Origin of the sequence: Blattabacterium cuenoti, from assembly GCF_014251235.1 — a bacterium.
In the GTDB taxonomy this organism is placed as follows: domain Bacteria; phylum Bacteroidota; class Bacteroidia; order Flavobacteriales; family Blattabacteriaceae; genus Blattabacterium; species Blattabacterium cuenoti_AF.
This window is the reverse complement of sequence record NZ_CP059181.1, coordinates 107341-125162: the sequence shown is the minus strand read 5'-3', so window position 1 is coordinate 125162 and position 17822 is coordinate 107341. Positions and strand designations below refer to the sequence as shown.

Annotated in this window: 18 protein-coding genes, 1 tRNA gene, 1 other RNA gene and 1 pseudogene; 12 read left to right on the top strand and 9 right to left on the bottom strand. The window is 24.8% G+C overall.

Annotated features, from left to right (window positions below; all coding sequences use genetic code 11):
• Window positions 1–2: 2 nt before the first annotated feature.
• Window positions 3–327: RNase P RNA component class A (gene rnpB / locus H0H78_RS00560), an RNA gene on the bottom strand.
• A complete protein-coding gene (locus tag H0H78_RS00555; protein WP_185851086.1) occupies window positions 319–1047 on the bottom strand; it encodes a YebC/PmpR family DNA-binding transcriptional regulator in 729 nt (242 codons plus the stop codon). The genes rnpB and H0H78_RS00555 overlap by 9 nt, the downstream gene beginning before the upstream one ends.
• Before the next feature lie 123 nt (window positions 1048–1170).
• Between H0H78_RS00555 and rpmB the strand changes: the two are divergent.
• From rpmB to htpG, 5 genes and pseudogenes are all read left to right on the top strand, one after another.
• Window positions 1171–1407 (top strand): annotated as a pseudogene (rpmB, locus tag H0H78_RS03000) (50S ribosomal protein L28); the annotation flags it as partial.
• A gap of 125 nt (window positions 1408–1532) precedes the next feature.
• Window positions 1533–1715: a 50S ribosomal protein L33 gene (rpmG, locus tag H0H78_RS00545; RefSeq protein WP_185851084.1), complete on the top strand. Its 183-nt coding sequence runs from the start codon at window positions 1533–1535 to the stop codon at window positions 1713–1715.
• Between the two features lie 6 nt (window positions 1716–1721).
• Window positions 1722–1874, top strand: coding sequence for a DUF4295 family protein (locus H0H78_RS00540; RefSeq protein ID WP_185851083.1), 153 nt, complete (start codon window positions 1722–1724; stop codon window positions 1872–1874).
• A gap of 47 nt (window positions 1875–1921) precedes the next feature.
• A complete protein-coding gene (ftsY, locus tag H0H78_RS00535; RefSeq protein WP_185851082.1) occupies window positions 1922–2881 on the top strand; it encodes a signal recognition particle-docking protein FtsY in 960 nt (319 codons plus the stop codon).
• A gap of 81 nt (window positions 2882–2962) precedes the next feature.
• Window positions 2963–4783 carry a molecular chaperone HtpG gene (htpG, locus tag H0H78_RS00530; RefSeq protein WP_185851081.1) on the top strand — a complete coding sequence of 607 codons (1821 nt, stop codon included), beginning with the start codon at window positions 2963–2965 and terminating at the stop codon, window positions 4781–4783.
• Here htpG and H0H78_RS00525 read toward each other — a convergent pair whose 3' ends face one another.
• A complete protein-coding gene (locus H0H78_RS00525) occupies window positions 4784–5554 on the bottom strand; it encodes a 3'-5' exonuclease (RefSeq protein ID WP_185851080.1) in 771 nt (256 codons plus the stop codon).
• On the bottom strand, window positions 5551–6282 hold the full coding sequence (locus tag H0H78_RS00520; RefSeq protein WP_238783766.1) for a CDP-alcohol phosphatidyltransferase family protein: 732 nt from the start codon (window positions 6280–6282) through the stop codon (window positions 5551–5553). Before H0H78_RS00520 ends, H0H78_RS00525 begins: the two co-directional genes overlap by 4 nt.
• A gap of 17 nt (window positions 6283–6299) precedes the next feature.
• Between H0H78_RS00520 and ybeY the strand changes: the two genes are divergently transcribed.
• Window positions 6300–6722: an rRNA maturation RNase YbeY gene (gene ybeY / locus H0H78_RS00515; protein WP_185851079.1), complete on the top strand. Its 423-nt coding sequence runs from the start codon at window positions 6300–6302 to the stop codon at window positions 6720–6722.
• Window positions 6723–6731: 9 nt separating this feature from the next.
• Entirely contained in the window at window positions 6732–8609 is a 1878-nt protein-coding gene (gene mnmG / locus H0H78_RS00510; RefSeq protein WP_185851078.1) for a tRNA uridine-5-carboxymethylaminomethyl(34) synthesis enzyme MnmG, read from the top strand.
• Window positions 8610–8624: 15 nt separating this feature from the next.
• Here the strand turns inward: mnmG and H0H78_RS00505 are convergent, their stop codons facing one another.
• Window positions 8625–8906, bottom strand: coding sequence for an FtsB family cell division protein (locus H0H78_RS00505; RefSeq protein ID WP_238783765.1), 282 nt, complete (start codon window positions 8904–8906; stop codon window positions 8625–8627).
• A 246-nt stretch (window positions 8907–9152) separates the two neighbouring features.
• On the opposite strand from H0H78_RS00505, the gene fumC reads away from it, so the two are divergent.
• Complete coding sequence (fumC, locus tag H0H78_RS00500) at window positions 9153–10538, top strand: class II fumarate hydratase (protein WP_185851077.1); 1386 nt, start codon at window positions 9153–9155, stop codon at window positions 10536–10538.
• 15 nt (window positions 10539–10553) lie between these two features.
• Here fumC and H0H78_RS00495 read toward each other — a convergent pair whose 3' ends face one another.
• The gene (locus H0H78_RS00495) at window positions 10554–11321 is read right to left on the bottom strand and encodes a TatD family hydrolase (protein WP_185851076.1); all 768 of its coding nucleotides are present in this window, start codon (window positions 11319–11321) and stop codon (window positions 10554–10556) included.
• Between the two features lie 33 nt (window positions 11322–11354).
• Here H0H78_RS00495 and fabD point away from each other — a divergent pair, with 33 nt between their 5' ends.
• From fabD to H0H78_RS00480, 3 genes are all read left to right on the top strand, one after another.
• Window positions 11355–12230: an ACP S-malonyltransferase gene (gene fabD / locus H0H78_RS00490; protein ID WP_185851075.1), complete on the top strand. Its 876-nt coding sequence runs from the start codon at window positions 11355–11357 to the stop codon at window positions 12228–12230.
• The gene (locus H0H78_RS00485; protein WP_185851074.1) at window positions 12220–13179 is read left to right on the top strand and encodes a GYDIA family GHMP kinase; all 960 of its coding nucleotides are present in this window, start codon (window positions 12220–12222) and stop codon (window positions 13177–13179) included. Before fabD ends, H0H78_RS00485 begins: the two co-directional genes overlap by 11 nt.
• 62 nt (window positions 13180–13241) lie before the next feature.
• Window positions 13242–14519 (top strand): citrate synthase, encoded by a 1278-nt coding sequence (locus H0H78_RS00480; RefSeq protein ID WP_185851073.1) that lies wholly within the window; start codon window positions 13242–13244, stop codon window positions 14517–14519.
• On the opposite strand, the gene H0H78_RS00475 is transcribed toward H0H78_RS00480, so the two are convergent.
• From H0H78_RS00475 to H0H78_RS00465, 3 genes are all read right to left on the bottom strand, one after another.
• Window positions 14520–14602 (bottom strand) — tRNA-Leu (locus H0H78_RS00475).
• 23 nt (window positions 14603–14625) lie between these two features.
• Window positions 14626–16167 carry an Rne/Rng family ribonuclease gene (locus tag H0H78_RS00470; RefSeq protein ID WP_185851072.1) on the bottom strand — a complete coding sequence of 514 codons (1542 nt, stop codon included), beginning with the start codon at window positions 16165–16167 and terminating at the stop codon, window positions 14626–14628.
• A gap of 171 nt (window positions 16168–16338) precedes the next feature.
• On the bottom strand, window positions 16339–16662 hold the full coding sequence (locus H0H78_RS00465; RefSeq protein ID WP_185851071.1) for an HU family DNA-binding protein: 324 nt from the start codon (window positions 16660–16662) through the stop codon (window positions 16339–16341).
• 112 nt (window positions 16663–16774) lie between these two features.
• Between H0H78_RS00465 and H0H78_RS00460 the strand changes: the two genes are divergently transcribed.
• Window positions 16775–17803 (top strand): A/G-specific adenine glycosylase, encoded by a 1029-nt coding sequence (locus H0H78_RS00460; protein WP_238783764.1) that lies wholly within the window; start codon window positions 16775–16777, stop codon window positions 17801–17803.
• The last annotated feature ends 19 nt before the right edge of the window (window positions 17804–17822 follow it).

The following is a 17822-nucleotide window of genomic DNA, read 5'->3' as shown; positions in this document are numbered from 1 at the left end:
AATAATAAAGTAAAACTATAAGCCGGATTCTGTTTCTATTTTTTGAATCCTATCATTTATCTAGGATATAAGGTTACCCATAATCTCTTTCTGCCTACCCCCCGGTATCAACCGAGCAAGTTTTCCGGTATACATGGCATTTCACCGTACAGAGTTTACATGATTTCACTACAGCGTACCTGTACATTCTTTCTGTTGCACTATTCCTCATCTTTCGATGTATGGATGTTATCCATTGTACCGCTCTATGGTGTCCGGACTTTCCTCATTAAATAAATTTAATAATAAATTTATTAAATAATTCAACGCGATAGGACGTTATACTTTATTATTTTTTTCTAATACTTTCATATTAGAGTAAATTTTTTTGACATCTTCATGTTCTTTTAGTTTTTCTATTATATCCAATATTTTTTTCCTATATTTATCTGAAATATATTTAGGATGTACGGCTAAATATTTAATTAGATAATTGTAAAAATTATTCATTTTATCTAAATATTTTTTCATCCTTCCAAAGGATTCAAAATCAGTGTATATATGTAAATAATAATCATCTCTTAAAAAATCTTTAGCTCCGTAGTCTATTGCCATAAGTTCGAAATCTTCAATAGAAGAACGAAAATATTTCTTCTCTATAGAAAAACAAACTATACGATTAAATAAATGATTTAATTCTCCATAACGACATAATCTTCCTCCTTTTTTATTTAGGATAATTTTTATATCTGAAGTGGTTCTAATATGATTATCTGTTAAGCATTCTATAATCAAACTAATTTCATGAAATTGTCCTTCTAAATATAAAATATTGTTTTTATTAACTTGTAAAGCTTTTTGTATCGTTCTTTCTATAGTATTTTTTGGTATATTGAAAGATTTTGCATTTAGTATCGCTTTTTTTAAACGGAAAGAAACTCTATTTTTACCAGATTCTTTAACTGCAATAAAAATTTCTTTAATAATTTTAGAGAAAATTTTAGATTTTCTAAAATCTTTATTGGATTTCTTATGTTGTATATTAGCCCATTTACTGTGTCCTGACATGTAAATATTTACTATAAAAGTTTTTACACTTTACTTTTAGTTTTTAACTACTTAAAGTAAAGTAATAAAAAAAGAATTTATTGTATCTTACGATGAAAAAACAAAGTTAGTAAAAAAATAATTATGTCAAAAATATGTGAACTAACAGGTAAAAAAGCAATGATAGGATATAGAATATCTCATGCTAATAATAAAAGCAAACGTCGTTTTAATATAAATTTATGTAAAAAACGTTTTTTTTTAGAAAAAGAAAAAAAATGGATCAAATTAAGAATTTGCACCTATGCTATTAAAATTATTAATAAAATAGGAATAGAAAACGCTTTAAAACGTTTTAAATATAAAAAACATACACATAAACATAAACATACACATAAACATAAAAATAAAAAACAAAGAAAAAATTATTATTGTCATGGAAAAAAAAGGAAATCAAATTCAAATTATATTAGAATGTACTGAACAAAGAAAAAATTATTATTATCATGGGAAAAAAAGGAAATCGAATTCAAATTATATTGGAATGTACTGAACAAAGAAAAAGTGGTATTTCTGGAATTTCTAGATACACAACAACTAAGAATAAAAAAAATTCTCCAAATAGAATAGAATTAAAAAAGTATAATCCTATATTGAAAAAATATACTATACATAAGGAAATTAAATAAATAAAAATGTCTAAAAAAGTTATAGAAAATAAAACAAAGAAAAATTCTCAAAAAAAAATATTGGCTATTAGAATAATTAAATCAGATAAATCTGATTCTTATTCTTTTGAAAAAAAAATTTTAAGTGAAAAAGAAATTAAAGATTATTTTAATAACTAATTAATTTAATGATTATTCATTCTGAATACATTCAATCATCGTGAAACATGAAAAAATATGAAAGAAAAGAAGATAATATAACATTTCATCGTGAATTGAAAAAAACTAGAGAAACTTTTTTTTCTAGGATTAGAAATTTATTTTCTGCTAGTGGAAAAAAAAAATTAGATACAGATTTTTTTGATCATGTTGAAGAAATATTATTATCTTCTGATGTAGGAATAAAAACAACTATAAAAATTATTAATAATCTTGAAAAGAAAGTTCAAGACGTTAAAAATAACGTAGTAGATATAAAATATTTATATAAACTTCTCAAAGAAGAAATGAAGCTTCTATTTATGGATATAAAAAATAAATGTCTGGAAGATAAAGTAGAAGATGAAAAAAACAAACCATATGTTATTATTATGATTGGAGTCAATGGAGTTGGAAAAACTACTACGATTGGTAAATTAGCCTTCCTTTTAAAAAAAAAAGGTTTGAATTTAATTATAGGAGCTGCAGATACATATCGTGCTGCTGCTATAAACCAACTTGAAATATGGTCAAATTTAGTTAATGTTCCATTGATTAAACAACATATGTATGCGGATCCTGCTTCTGTTGCATATGATACATTACAATCTGCTAAATCTAAAAAAATAGACGTAGTATTAATCGATACTGCGGGAAGATTTCAAAATCGGGTAGGTCTTATGGAAGAATTATCTAAAATTAGTAGAGTTTTAAAAAGAGTTATACCTAATGCACCTCATGAAGTTATGCTTGTTTTAGATGCATCAACAGGACAAAATTCTTTTGAACAAGTAAGAAAATTTATTACTTTCGTTAAAGTAACTTCCATCATCTTAACAAAGATAGAAGGAACTGCTAAAGGAGGTATGGTTTTAGGAATTATGGATCAATTTAAAATTCCTATTAAATATGTTGGAATAGGAGAGAAAATTAGAGATCTAAAAAAATTTGATGGAGAAAAATTTATTGATTCTTTTTTTCCTGAATAAAATATAAATAACTGACATAATGTCTGATAGATGTGAATGGTATAATCTTTGTTGTTTCTATCAAAAATTCTTAGTATAAATATGGAAAAAGATAAAATTAGTGTTACTTCAGATAATATTTTTCCTATTATCAAAAGATTTCTTTATTCAGATCAGGAAATTTTTTTACGTGAATTAGTTTCCAATGCAACAGATGCTGTTTTAAAATTGAAAATTTTAGTAGAATTAGGAAAAATAGAAGATTTTGTCGATAATTTTCAAATTAAAATTCAAATTGATAAAAAAAATCAAACTATTCGTATTAGTGATAATGGAATTGGAATGACAAAAAAAGAAGTAGAAAAATATATTAATCAAATTGCTTTCTCTGGGGCAGAAGAATTTATACAACAATATCAAAATTCGTCTTCTTCTATTATCGGACACTTTGGTTTAGGTTTTTATTCTTCTTTTATGGTGGCTAGAAAGGTTATTATTTATACACAATCTTATAGGAAAGATCATCCTTCCATATCCTGGTCTTGCGAAGGTTCTCCAAATTTTTCTATGAAAGAAATAGAAAAAAGAAAAAGAGGAACAGAAATAGTTCTTTTTATTAATGAAGAGAATAAAGAATTTCTGGAGTACGATCGAATTTTGAAAATGTTACATAAATATTGTAAATTCATGCCTATAGTTATTTCTCTTTCGTCAGATTATGAAAAAGAAATAATAATAAATAATATCTCACCTTCTTGGAAAAAAAATCCTAAACACTTAAGTGATCAGGATTATCTAGATTTTTATCATGAATTATATCCAAATCAATTAGAGAAAGCATTATTTTGGATTCATTTGAATATTGATCATCCTTTTCGTTTAACAGGAATTTTATATTTTCCGAATATAGAGAAAAAAATAGATTTTCAAAGAGATAAAATTCATTTATACCAAAATCAAGTTTTTATCACAGATAATTTAGAAGGAATTGTTCCAGACTTTCTGAGTCTATTAAAAGGAGTTATTGATTCTCCAGATATTCCTCTTAATGTTTCTCGTTCTCATTTACAATCAGATTCTTCTGTAAAGAATATATCAAAATATATTACCAGAAAGGTTGGAGATAAATTGGATTACATGTTTAAGGAAAATAGGCCTGATTTTCAAAAAAAATGGATAAATATAAGAATAATAGTAGAATATGGAATGATCAGTAATACTAACTTTTTCGAAAAAGCAAATAAATTTTTCCTTTATCCTACAATCAAAAAAGTTTTTTTTACTTTGGAAGAATTAAAAAATAAAGTAAAAAACTATCAGATAGATAAGGATGGAAAAATTGTATTTCTTTATACTTCAAATAAAGAAAAGGAATATAGTTTTATTAAACAAGCGGAAGAAAGATCCTATGAAATTTTAATTTTAGATAGTCCACTAACCGTTCATTTAATTCAAAAAATAGAAATGAATGATAAAAATGTTTCTTTTGTTCGTGTAGATTCAGATCATCTTGATAAAATAATTCACAGGAAAGAAAAATATATTTCTTCTCTTTCCATAGAGGAAAAAGAAAGTTTAAAAAACTTAATTAATATTTGTTTAACAGACGAATACAAATTTTCTATACAATTAGAAAATCTTTCTGAAAAAGACTATCCTTTTTTCATTATAATTCCAGAATTTTTACGAAGAATGAAGGAAATGAATTCTTTAGGTAAAGAAATTTTGAAAAATGATGATAATAAATTTTATCAATTAATTGTTAATGTCAATCATCCTTTAATGAAAAAAGCTTTAAGAGAAAAAAATCAAAAGGAAATTATTCAAGAAGCTTTAAATCTAACTTTTTTATCAAAAAATTTACTTCATGGTAAAAATTTAAATTCTTTTATTTCTAAAAAAATGAAAGATCTTACAAAATGATTATTTTTTATTGAATTTACGTAATTTTACACCCGTAAATACTTTTTTAGTATATAATGGAAAATCAGAATTTTGTATCCAACCGTAATAATTTGGATCTCTTTCAAAAATTTCATATACTTTCTGACCTTTATATTTACCAAAGTTAAATATTTCATTTCCTTTTTCATCTATTTTTATAAAACCAGCAAGATCTGCTATATTCTTCTGGTAAGAAAACTGATTCAAACTTTTTACATCATTTTTTAGATCATTATATTTTTCTAATTGTGCTAATAATATTTCGTAAGTAGCAAATGTATCGGCTTTAGAACTATGAGCCTTTCTAAGATCTTTTTTACAATAATATTGATAAGCAGCAGAAAGTGTTCTAGGTTCTTTTTTATGGAAAATAACTTGAACATCTATAGTCCTATGTTTTTTTATGTCGAAGGAGATACCCGCACGTAACATTTCTTCTGCTAAAATAGGTATGTCAAATCTATTAGAATTATATCCTGCTAAATCCGAATTAGCAATCATTTTTAAAATATGATGAGCTACATCTTTAAATTCTAATTTACCTTCTACATCTTCATCTTTTATTCCATGAATAGCCGTAGATTGTGGTGGTATGGGAATTCCAGGGAAAATAAGCCAAGTTTTATTTTCTTTATTTTCATTAGGATATATTTTTAATATAGATATTTCTATAATCCTATCTTTTCCAATATTTATTCCTGTAGCTTCTATATCAAAAAAGCAAATAGGACGATAAAGTTCTAATTTCATGTTTGAAAATTTTTTCTTTGATTATAATATATTGAGGTTATAATGTATAAAATAATAATACAAGGTATTGCGACTAAATGTAAAGTTAGGAAAAGAAATATACTTATTAGTAAAAATAAATAACGTTTTTTATTCTTTTTCCAAGAAAAATCACTAAAAATTAATGAAAACATTGGTATTTTAGATAATAAGAAATAACAAGAAAAAAAAATTAGAGAAACTATGATCATAGGATTTAAAATAACTGTTTTTATATAACCTGTATTTTGATGTCTCATGATAAAAGATAAAGTAGTGAAAAATAATGTGTTTATTGGAGTAGTTAAACCGTAATTTTTTTTACGAAAAGAAGAAGTTATGTTAAATTCAGCCAATCGAAATGCAGAGGATATAATTATTAAGAAAGAAAACCATTCAATAAATGGGAGAGCCTTTTTCCTTTCATCTTTTAATAAAGAAAAAACTATCATAGATGGAACTAAACCAAAAGAAATGATATCGGCTAAAGAATCTAATTCTTTTCCTATTTTACTTTTATTTTTTATAATTCTAGAAGTAAATCCATCTAAAAAATCAAATAAAAATGAAAAAAGAGTAAATATAGCAGAATTATCAAATTCTTTTAATTGTAATAATGTAAGGGAAACACATCCAAAAAATAGATTTAATGTAGTAAAAGTATTTGGAATGACATTTCTTATTTTTTTCACTGTTATATTTAAAAACATAAATATTTCATTTATGTATGATTAATTTTTTTTACGAAATTTCTAATTTTTCTATTCAAAAAAAATATTTTTTTCTTCAGTTTATCCATATTTTACTAAAAAATGAAGGTAAAAAGGTAGGAATAATTAATTATATTTTTTGTAATGATGCTTATCTTTTAAAATTAAATAAAAAATTTTTACGAAAAAATGATTACACAGATGTAATTGCTTTTTCTTCTGTAAAAGAAGGAAAAAAAAAATGTTTCATATCAGGAGATATATTTATTAGTATAGATCGTGTTTTAGATAATTCTAAAAAATGGAATCAAAATTTTAAAGTTGAGTTGAAAAGAGTAATGATACATGCTCTTCTTCATTTTATTGGATATGAAGATAAAATTCATAAAAAATTAATGAAAAAAAAAGAAGATTTTTATTTATTTTTATTCCAATTTTGAAAAAAAATCATGTTTGTAAATAATACGTACGATGTTATCGTTGTTGGAGCTGGTCATGCTGGATCAGAAGCGGCTTTAGCTTCTTCTAAGATGGGATCTAAAACATTGCTCATTACCACGAATATGCAGACTATCGGTCAAATGTCTTGTAATCCAGCTATAGGGGGGATAGCTAAAGGACAAATAGTAAGAGAGATAGATGCTTTAGGTGGTTTTTCAGGCATCATAACAGATTATAGTATGATACAATTTAGAATGTTAAATAAATCAAAAGGACCTGCTATGTGGAGTCCTAGAGCTCAATGTGATAGAAAATTATTTTCTAGTCATTGGAGATTGTTTTTAGAAAAAAATCATAAACTAGATTTATATCAAGAAACAGTAATTTCTTTACTGATAAAAAAAAACGAAATAAGAGGAGTGATTACTTCTTTTGGAATAAAAATTAGAGGAAAATCTGTTATTCTCACTAATGGAACATTCTTAAATGGAAAAATTTATATCGGAAATAAAAAAATAAGTGGTGGAAGAATAGCGGAACAAGAAGTTAAAGGAATTACGGAACAATTAACTGATAACTTAGGTATTCAACATGGAAGAATGAAAACAGGAACTTCTCCAAGAATAGATGGACGTTCGTTAAACTATCACAAAATGACATCTCAAAAAGGAGATAAAAATCCTAAAAAATTTTCTTTTTTAAATACTAAAAGACTAAATCAACAAAAGGAATGTTATATTACATCTACTAATAAAGAAGTACATGAGGTTATATATAACAATAAAAAATTATCTCCAATTTTTACAGGAGAGATGCATGGAGTAAGTCCTAGATATTGTCCTTCTATTGAAGAAAAAATAAGTAGATTTTCCGAAAAAGATGAACATCCAATTTTTGTAGAACCAGAAGGGTGGAATACAGTAGAAGTTTATATCAATGGATTTTCTACTTCTTTACCTGAACATATACAATATAAAGCTTTAAGAAAAATTAAAGGATTTGAGAATGCAAAAATGATAAGACCTGGATATGCTATTGAATATGATTATTTTCCTCCTATTCAATTAAAATTAACTTTAGAAAGTAAAATAATCAAAAATCTTTTTTTTGCAGGACAAATTAATGGAACAACAGGATATGAAGAAGCAGCAGCTCAAGGATTAATAGCAGGAATAAATGCTCATTTAAAAGTTGACAATAATAAAGAACCTTTGATTTTAAAAAGGAGTCAAGCCTATATAGGTGTTTTAATAGATGATTTAATTACGAAAGGAACAAAAGAACCTTATAGGATGTTTACTTCAAGAGCCGAATACAGGATGTTATTACGTCAGGATAATGCGGATGAAAGATTAACGTCTATTGGTTATAATATAGGTTTAATTTCAGAAAAAAGAATGAAGGAAGTAGATAAAAAAAAATCTAAAATAAAAAAATGTATGTTTTTATTTCAAAATAAAAATTTTAAACCAGACATTATAAATCCTATTTTAAATAAAAAAAAATCTCCAATGATTCTTCATGAAAAAAAAATGAATAACATTCTTTCTCGTTCAGAAATTGATATAAAAGATCTTATTATGATACCATCTCTTAAAGATGAAATAGATAAAAATAATTTTAATCAAGAGGTATTAGAACAAGTGTCTATTCGAATAAAATATAAAGGATATCTTGAAAGAGAAAAAGAAAACGCAAAAAAATTGTTGAAACTTGAAAATCTTAAAATTCCAAAGAATATTGATTTTGGAAAAATTCCATCTTTGTCTATAGAAGCTATAGAAAAATTGACTTATCATCGTCCAGAATCATTGTCTCAAGCTTCAAGAATTAGTGGAGTTTCTCCTTCTGATTTAAGCATTTTATTAATTTATATGAATAGATAAAATTAGTGGTACTTATTACTTGTATACAACAAGAAATAAATCTTCATCTTCTTTTTTCATATAGAATTTTTCTCTAGCTACTTTTTCTAAATATTTAGAATCTGTGTTTAATTTTTTTAGATGATTTCCTTCTGATAAAATTTTTTCTTTTAAAAAATCTCTATCTAATATCATTTGGTTTAAATTTTTTTTAAATTTCCAGTGTAATTCTAAAGAATTTGTATCGAAAAAAGACATCCATATCAAAAAAAGAAAACTTATCCAAAAATATTTATTTTTAAATATTTTTTTTTTCATTTTATATCTGAATTTTATGGTTTTTTTTCGTTTTTATTTCTTCTTATTATTGAACTAATTCCTATATTTATAATCCAATAAATGCTAAAAAACAATAAAAAAATAACACACCAAAAACCAGATATAGTTATGAATAAGAATAATAAAAATCCTATAAACTTAATGATCATAAAAAAATGGAAATTAAGATAAAAATATTTTTTTTAGAGAGTTCGTTAATTTCGTAAAAAAAAATAGAATATAAAAATGATTTTTAGAACAGAAGAAGATACTTTGGGTAAAGTTAAAATACCGTTAGTAAAATATTGGGGAGCACAAACAGAAAGATCCAGAAATAATTTTAAGATTGGATTGGAAGGAAGTATGCCTATTGAAATTATTCGTTCTTTCGCTATTTTAAAAAAAGCATCGGCTCATGCAAATTTTTCATTTGGATTATTATCTAGAAAAAAAAGAGATTTAATTTCTTTAGTTTGTGAAGAAATTATAGAAGGAAAATTAGACGATCATTTTCCTCTGGTTATTTGGCAAACAGGATCTGGAACTCATTCAAATATGAATGTAAACGAGGTCGTTTCAAATAGAGCTCAAATATTAATGGGTAAATTGATAGGAGAAAAACCGTCTTTTATACATCCTAATGATGACGTGAATATGTCACAATCCTCTAATGATACATATTCTACGGCTATGCATATTGCTTCTTATAAAAAATTAGTAGAAGAAACTATTCCATCTATAAAAAAGTTACGTGATTCACTAGAAAGAAAAAAAACGTTATTTAAAGATATTATAAAAATAGGAAGAACTCATCTTATGGATGCTGTTCCTATTACTTTGGGTCAAGTATTTTCTGGATATGTATCACAAATAGATCATGGTTTAAATTCTCTTCAAAAAACTTTAGATCATCTTTCTGAATTAGCTATAGGAGGAACGGCCGTAGGAACAGGTTTAAATTCTCCTAAAGGATACGACTTAAAAGTAACTGAATATATATGTGAATATACTAATTTTCCATTTAAAATAGCAAATAATAAATTTGAATCTATAGCATCTCATGATGCTATAGTTGAATCTCATAGTTCACTAAAGCAAATAGCTATTTCTATAATGAAAATATCAAATGATATTCGTTTTTTATCTTCTGGCCCTCGTTCTGGTATAGGAGAAATTTTTTTACCTGAAAATGAACCAGGATCTTCTATTATGCCTGGAAAAATAAATCCTACACAATGTGAGGCTATTCTTATGGTATGTACACAAATTATAGGGAATGATTTATCTATATCAATAGCTGGATCATCAGGAAATTATGAATTAAATGTTTATAAACCATTAATGGCTTATAATTTTATACAATCAGCTCAACTTTTATCTGATGCTACTATTTCTTTTTCTAATCTTTGTGTTGAAGGAATTACTCCTAATTATTCAAGGATTAAAGAATTGTTAGATCGATCATTAATGTTAGTTACGGCATTAAATACTCATATAGGTTATGAAAAATCTGCAAAAATAGCAAGATCTGCATATAAGAATAATACTACTATAAAAGAAGAAGCAATTAGATTAGGTTATTTAACTATGGAAGAGTTTGATAGATTAGTAAATCCTAAAAAAATGGTTTAAAAAAATAGAGAAAAATTAAAGTTTTTCAAAAATTTCCATGGTATTATTGTTAATAATATCAGCTATTTTTTCTTCTGAGAACGAATATATTTGAGATAATTTCCTTAAAATTATCTTTAAATAGAGAGGTTCATTTCTTTTACCTCTAAATGGGAACGGAGATAAAAATGGAGAATCTGTTTCTAATACTATATTTTTTATATTTATTTTATGTAAAAAATGACATAAATTATTTTTTTTAAAAGTTATCATTCCTCCAATACCTAGTTTAAAACCTAAATTTATAATTTCTTTTCCTTCTTCTAAACTTCCAGAAAAACAATGAAAAATTCCTTTTTTTACATTGTGTTTTTTTAATATTTTAATGACTTTATTAAAGGAATTTCTACAGTGAATAATTATAGGTAATTTTTTTTCTTTAGCCCATTTAATCTGAGTTTTAAAAACATATTCTTGTTCCATAAAAAATCTCTTTTTTTGATCTAAATCTATACCGACTTCTCCTATAGCAATAAAAGAATGCTTATTTAACCATTTTTTTAGAATTTTCAATTCTTTTTCTAAATTTTTAGGATGAACTTTATTTGGATGTAACCCTATCATAGGATAGCATAAATTTGGATATTTAGTTTTTAACTTCCATATTTTAAGAATAGAGGAGCTATCTATGGAAGGAAGAAAAAATCTATTTATTCCACTTTTTATGGCTCTTTTTATGACAATATCTCTATCCATTTCAAATTCTTTCATATATAAATGAGTATGAGTATCCATTAATTTCATTAAATTATTCGAGTTTATAAAAAATTTGTTTTTATGAATGCATATATATTTACAGGTCAAGGATCACAATTTGTTGGAATGGGGAAAAAACTATATCAGAATTCTGATTTTGCAAAAAAATTATTTCTATTATCTAATGATATTTTGGGTTTTAAAATAACAGATATAATGTTTAATTCTCCTATAGAAATTTTAAAAAAAACTAAGTATACACAATTAGCAATTTATATTTATTCTTTCATTCAAGCTAAATTACTAGATAATTTTAATCCAGATATGGTTGCTGGACATTCCTTAGGTGAATTTTCAGCTTTAGCATCTATTGATGTCTTTTCTTTTGAAGAAGGTTTAATATTGGTGGAAAAAAGGGGAAGTCTTATGCAAAAAATATGTGAACAGATTCCTGGTGGAATGGCTGTTGTTTTTGGATTAGATGATCATTTTATTGAATCTTTTTGTAAAAAAGATAAAGGGATTGTTGTTCCATCTAATTATAATAGTCCTGGACAATTAGTTATTTCAGGAGAAGAAAAGGCTTTAAAAAGAGTTTGTTTTTCTTTAGAAAAGAAAGGAGCTAAAAGAATATTAAGACTTCCTGTTCATGGAGCATTTCATTCTCCTATTATGTTTTCTATGAAAAAAAAATTAGAAATATTTATAGAAAACATTCATTTTAAAGATTCTAAATATCCAATTTATCAAAATGTAACAGCTAAACCGGAAAATAAATGTAGTAGAATAAAAAAAAATATTATAGAACAATTGACTTCTCCAGTAAAATGGAAACAATCAGTAATAAATATGATTCATCATGGAGCTCGTTCCTTTATTGAGATAGGTCCAAAAAATATATTACAAGGAATGATAAAAAAAATTTTTAATGAAATTCGTAAAAAAAATGAAATGTAAAACTGATAATTTTTTTTATAGTCATGGAAAATTATTATTAACAGGAGAATATATTATTCTATATGGAGCTAGTGGGTTTGCCTTACCTACGGTAAAAGGACAATCTCTTAGTTTTTTTTATGATAAAAAAAACATAAAACCTAATTTGTCTAGATTTTTATATTGGAAAAGTTTTGATCATATAGATCAACTTTGGTTTGAAAGTATTTTTCAATTACCTTCCTTAAATATATATTCTGAAACAAAAAAAAAAACTTCTATAGTATTAAGAAATTTGTTACTAGAATCTAAAAAAATAAACAAAAATTTTCTTCCATTTGAAAATGGATTATTATACAATATATATGTAAAAACAAAATTAGAATTTCCTATTAATTGGGGTTTAGGAAGTAGTTCTACTTTAATCAACAACATAGCTATGTGGGCAAATATTAATCCTTATATGTTATTAGATAAAATTTTTACAGGAAGTGGATATGATGTAGCTTGTGGATCGCATTCTAAACCAATAATTTTTAGAAGAAAATTAAAGGATAAAAAACCACATATTATTTCTGTTGATTTTAATCCAAATTTTAAAAAAAAACTTTTTTTTCTACATTTAAATAAAAAACAAAATACTAATGAAAGTGTAAAATATTTTCGTTCTATAAAAAATATTTCTGTAAAAAAAATAGAACTTATATCATCTATAACAAAAAAAATACCGTTTTGTAAAAATTTGAATGAATTTGAAGAATTATTGTTTTTGCATGAAAAAATTATGTCAAATATCTTGAATATTCCTACTATAAAAGAGTTATATTTTCCAGATTATTTAGGACTTGTGAAAAGTTTGGGATCATGGGGTGGAGACTTTGTTTTAATTAGTTTTAGATATGGAATGAAAAAATATTTTTCAAAGAAAGGATTTCATACTATTTTTTCATTCGATGAAATGATTTTATAGATTTTTTCATTTCCGTTCCGTATGAAAATTATTTATATTTCTTAATAAATAATTGATTTATTATGTGTAACGTTATAAATTTTTATATTAATGGATGTCAATATAAACTTCCCATAGTTTATGGAACTTTTTGTGAAAAAGCTATTAATATCTCTAAACTTAGGGAAAATACAGGTTTTATTACTCTGGATCCTGGATTTAAAAATACAGGAATTACTAAGAGTTCAATTAGTTACATAGATGGAGAAAAAGGAATATTGTTATATAGAGGATATCCTATAGAAGAGATTATTAATAAATGTTCATTTATAGAAACTAGTTATCTACTTTTAAATGGGGAACTACCTAATCCTACTCAACTAAAATTTTTTTCTGAAAAAATTAAAAAATATAATCACGTTAGTCAAGATATACACAAAATACTTGATAAGTATCCAGTATTTTATCATCCAATGGGAATTTTATCTTCTTTAACTTGTATCCTAAGATCTTTTATTACTACAAAAAAAAATGATAACAATAATCATGTAAAGGAACAAGATTTGTTTCTTCATCTTTTAGCTAAATTTCCTATATTAGCCGCTTTAACTTATAGAAAAAAAGTAGGTCTTCCTCCATCTTATGCGGACAAAAATTTAGATTATCCTTCTAATCTTTTAAAGATGTTTTTTTCTACCAATAAAAAAAAATATGATGAATTTAATCCAGTTATTATAGATGCTTTAGATAAACTTTTAATATTACATGCAGAGCATGAACAAAATTGTTCAACTACAACAGTCCGTTTGTTAAGTTCAGCTCATTCTGGTCTTTTCTCTTCTGTATCTGCAGGAATATGTGCTCTTTGGGGAAGATTACATGGAGGAGCAAATGAAGCAGTTATTGAAATGTTAGAAAATATTTTAAAAAGTGGTAAAAATGTAAAAAAATGGATAGAAATGGCAAAAAATAAAAAAAATTCGTTTCGTTTAATGGGTTTTGGACATAGAATTTATAAAAATTTTGATCCTAGAGCTAAAATCATTGAAAATATAGCAGAAAAAGTGATACGTGAATTGGGAATAAATAATCCTATTTTAGAATTAGCTAAAGAACTTGAAGATATAGTCATGAATGACTCTTATTTTTTAGAAAAAAAACTATATCCTAATATAGATTTTTATTCCGGTATAATTTATCAAGCTATTGGTATTCCAAAAAATATGTTTACGGTGATGTTTGCTTTAGGAAGATTACCAGGATGGATGGCTCATTGGAAAGAAATGAGATTAAATAGAGAACCAATAGGTAGACCTAGACAAATTTACGTAGGATATAAGAAAAGAAAAATAAGGAATTAGTATGGGCGAAGGGATTTGAACCCTTATGCCTAATAAGCATCAGATCCTAAGTCTGACGTGTCTACCAATTCCACCACGCCCATTTCTTTCTTTTTTGTAAAAAAAATTAATCTTTTTTGAAAAAAGTAAAAATTATTTCTTTTTTTTTATTTATAATTTGATATTCTGTATATCTAAAAGAATCTCTAGGAATTATTGATATCCATTTCTTATACTTAAAAAACCATTTTTGCTGAATAGAAGGAAATCCTTTTTTTAAATAGGCTGCTACAAATGAATGTGTATGTAATTGAATACCTTCATGTAAATTATTTTTTAATATAGTTTCTAAAATAAATTCTAGATGGTAAATATATATAATCGGAGAATTTTTAGATTTTTTATTGTATTTTTTTTCTTTAAATTCTGGTCTTACTCTATGTCTAGTAAATAAAACTAAACCAAATTCATTTGGTGGTAAAATTTGATGTTTAGCTCTATCATTTTTCATTTCATCTTTTAGATGTTCATATAGTTTTTTTTTTTGAAATGGTTCAGACATATCAATAAAATCTACTACTATTATTCCACCCATATCTCTTAATCTAAGTTGTCTTGCTATTTCTGTGGCTGCTATCAAATTTATATTTAAAATATTGTTGATTCGTTCAGATTCTGTACTATTTTTTTTGATATGATTAATCATCCCACTATTAACATCTATAACATGTAAGGCTTCAGTGTGTTCAATAACAAGATAACCACCATTAGAAAGAGGAACATTTTTACCTAAAAAGGTTTTTTTTTGTTTTTCTACTTCATACTTTTCAAATATTGGAATATTTCCTTTATAATGTTTAATAATATTTTGTTTTTCTGGAGCAATTAAAGATAAATAAGAATGAATTTCTTTGCAAAGAAAGATATTATTACAATAAATAAATTTAAAATCATCATTCAATGTATCTCTTAATAAACAAGAAGTTTTACTGATCTCACTTAGAACTCTAACTGGAGGAAATTTAATTAAGCTACTTAATATATCTTCCCATTTTTTGATCAAAAAAAATAGTTCTTTTTTCAAAACTTCTTCTGCAGAAGAAGCGACTGTTCGAATTATTATTCCAAAATTTTTTGGTTTTATTTTTTCGATATAAGAAATTAATTTTCTTTTTTCTTCTGTATTTTTTATTTTTTTAGAAATGGATATTTTATCTTCAAAAGGAATTAAGACTAAATGTCTTCCTGGAATACATAATTTTGCTGTTAATTTTGGACCTTTATTAGAAATAGGTTCTTTTGATATTTGTACTAAAATCTTTTGTCCAGGGTATAATATTTTTTCTATAGTATTTTTTTCTCCATTTTTAAAAAGGATAGAATCTTTTTTTTTAGTTATTAATTCTAGAATTTTTTCTGCTTGTAATCCAAGATCTTTATAATGTAAAAAGGCCCCTTTAGAATAACCTATATCAATAATAGCGGCATTTAAACCATAGGATATTTTTTTTACTACGCCTAAATAAATATCCCCTACAGAAAATTCTTTTACAGAAAATTCTTTATGAAAAACATCTCTATGAAGTTCCAATAATTCTCCATCTCCCAAAAGGGCTATTTCTACTTCTTGTTCTTCTGCATTTGCATTTATAATTAATTCTTTATTCATACATACACAAAAACAAGGAAAAATGTTTTAGAAATTAAAAAAGATCAACTATTGATTGATGCAAATCTAAATTATTTTTTCTTTTTATGCCTATTTTTACGATTCCTCTTCTTTCTTTTGTGGGTAGCAATTTTTCGTCTTTTTCTCTTTTTTCCGTTGGGCATAATAATGTTAAATCGTTACGTCTTTATTTTCCGACATATTATTTATAACAAGAACGTTTTTTTTTACTGAATCAGTAAAAGCTTTAGAAGGTTTAAAAGCTGGTATATTGTGAGCTGGTATAATTATAGATCTATTCTCGGAAATATGACGTCCAAGTTTTTTTTCTCTGTATTTAATAATAAAAGAACCAAAACCTCGTAAATAAACATTTTCTCCTGATGTAAGACTTTGTTTTATTTTCTTCATAAACGTTTCTATTACCTTTTGTGTATCTATTCTTTCGAATCCAGTTTCTAATATGATTTCTGTTATTATATCTGCTTTTGTCATGTTTTTTTAATCGTTCATTATATTTAAATAACAAAATTTGGTTTTCTAAATATACCAATTTTTTATAAAATTGCTCTAAAATTAAATAGATATGGATTTTTATAAAAAAATAATGGATTGGTATAAAATTAATCATAGAAAATTACCTTGGAGAGAAACAAAAAATCCATATTATATATTGGTTTCTGAATTTATGTTACAACAAACAAAAGTCTCAAAGGTAATAAAATCTTATTTAAATTTTATTAAAGTATTCCCAAATATGGAAGAACTAGCTCTTTCTGAAGAAAGAAAAGTATTAAAAATATGGGAAGGTTTAGGTTATTATACAAGAGCAATAAACTTGCATTTCTTATCTAAAAAATTAGTTCGTAATGGGATATCTTTTCCTGATTCTTATGAAGAATTGATTAAATATAAAGGTATAGGTCCATATACAGGAGCCGCTATAGCTTCTATATGTTTCAATAAAGTCGTTCCTGCTATCGATGGAAATGCTTATAGAGTTTTTTCCAGATATTTAGGTATTTATAAAAAAAAAACAGAATTTACAAAAGAAAATAATAATATTAGGACGTCTATTCTGAAAATAATGGATCAAGTCAATCCAGGAATTTTTAATCAGGCTATTATGGACTTTGGATCCATGTTATGTACTCCTAAAAAAGCAAAGTGTTCGATTTGTCCAGTACGATTTTCTTGTTTTTCTTTTAATTATGGAAAAGTTTATGAACTCCCTATTAAAAATGTAATGAATAAATATAAAAAAAGAAGATTTTTTTATTACATTTTTATGTTAGATAACAATCATCGTATTTGTATAAAAAAAAGAAATGAAAAGGATATATGGAAAGGTTTATATGATTTTCCTTTAATTGAAAAAGGAAATAAACTTTCTTGTCAAGAAATAAAAAATGAAATATGGAAACAATTTAAACTAGTTACTAGAACTATCATCTATCAGGTTAAGCATCAATTAAATCATCAAATTTTATTTATTCAATTTTTGGATTGTGAAATTTTAGATAATACAAAAAAATTTTTTTTTGATAAATTTTTCTTTCTTCCGAAAGAAAAAATAATTAAATATCCTTTTCCTATACCTATTTCTCGATTCTTAAAAAATAAAAAAATAATCTAATTTTTTTTTATTTTTAACT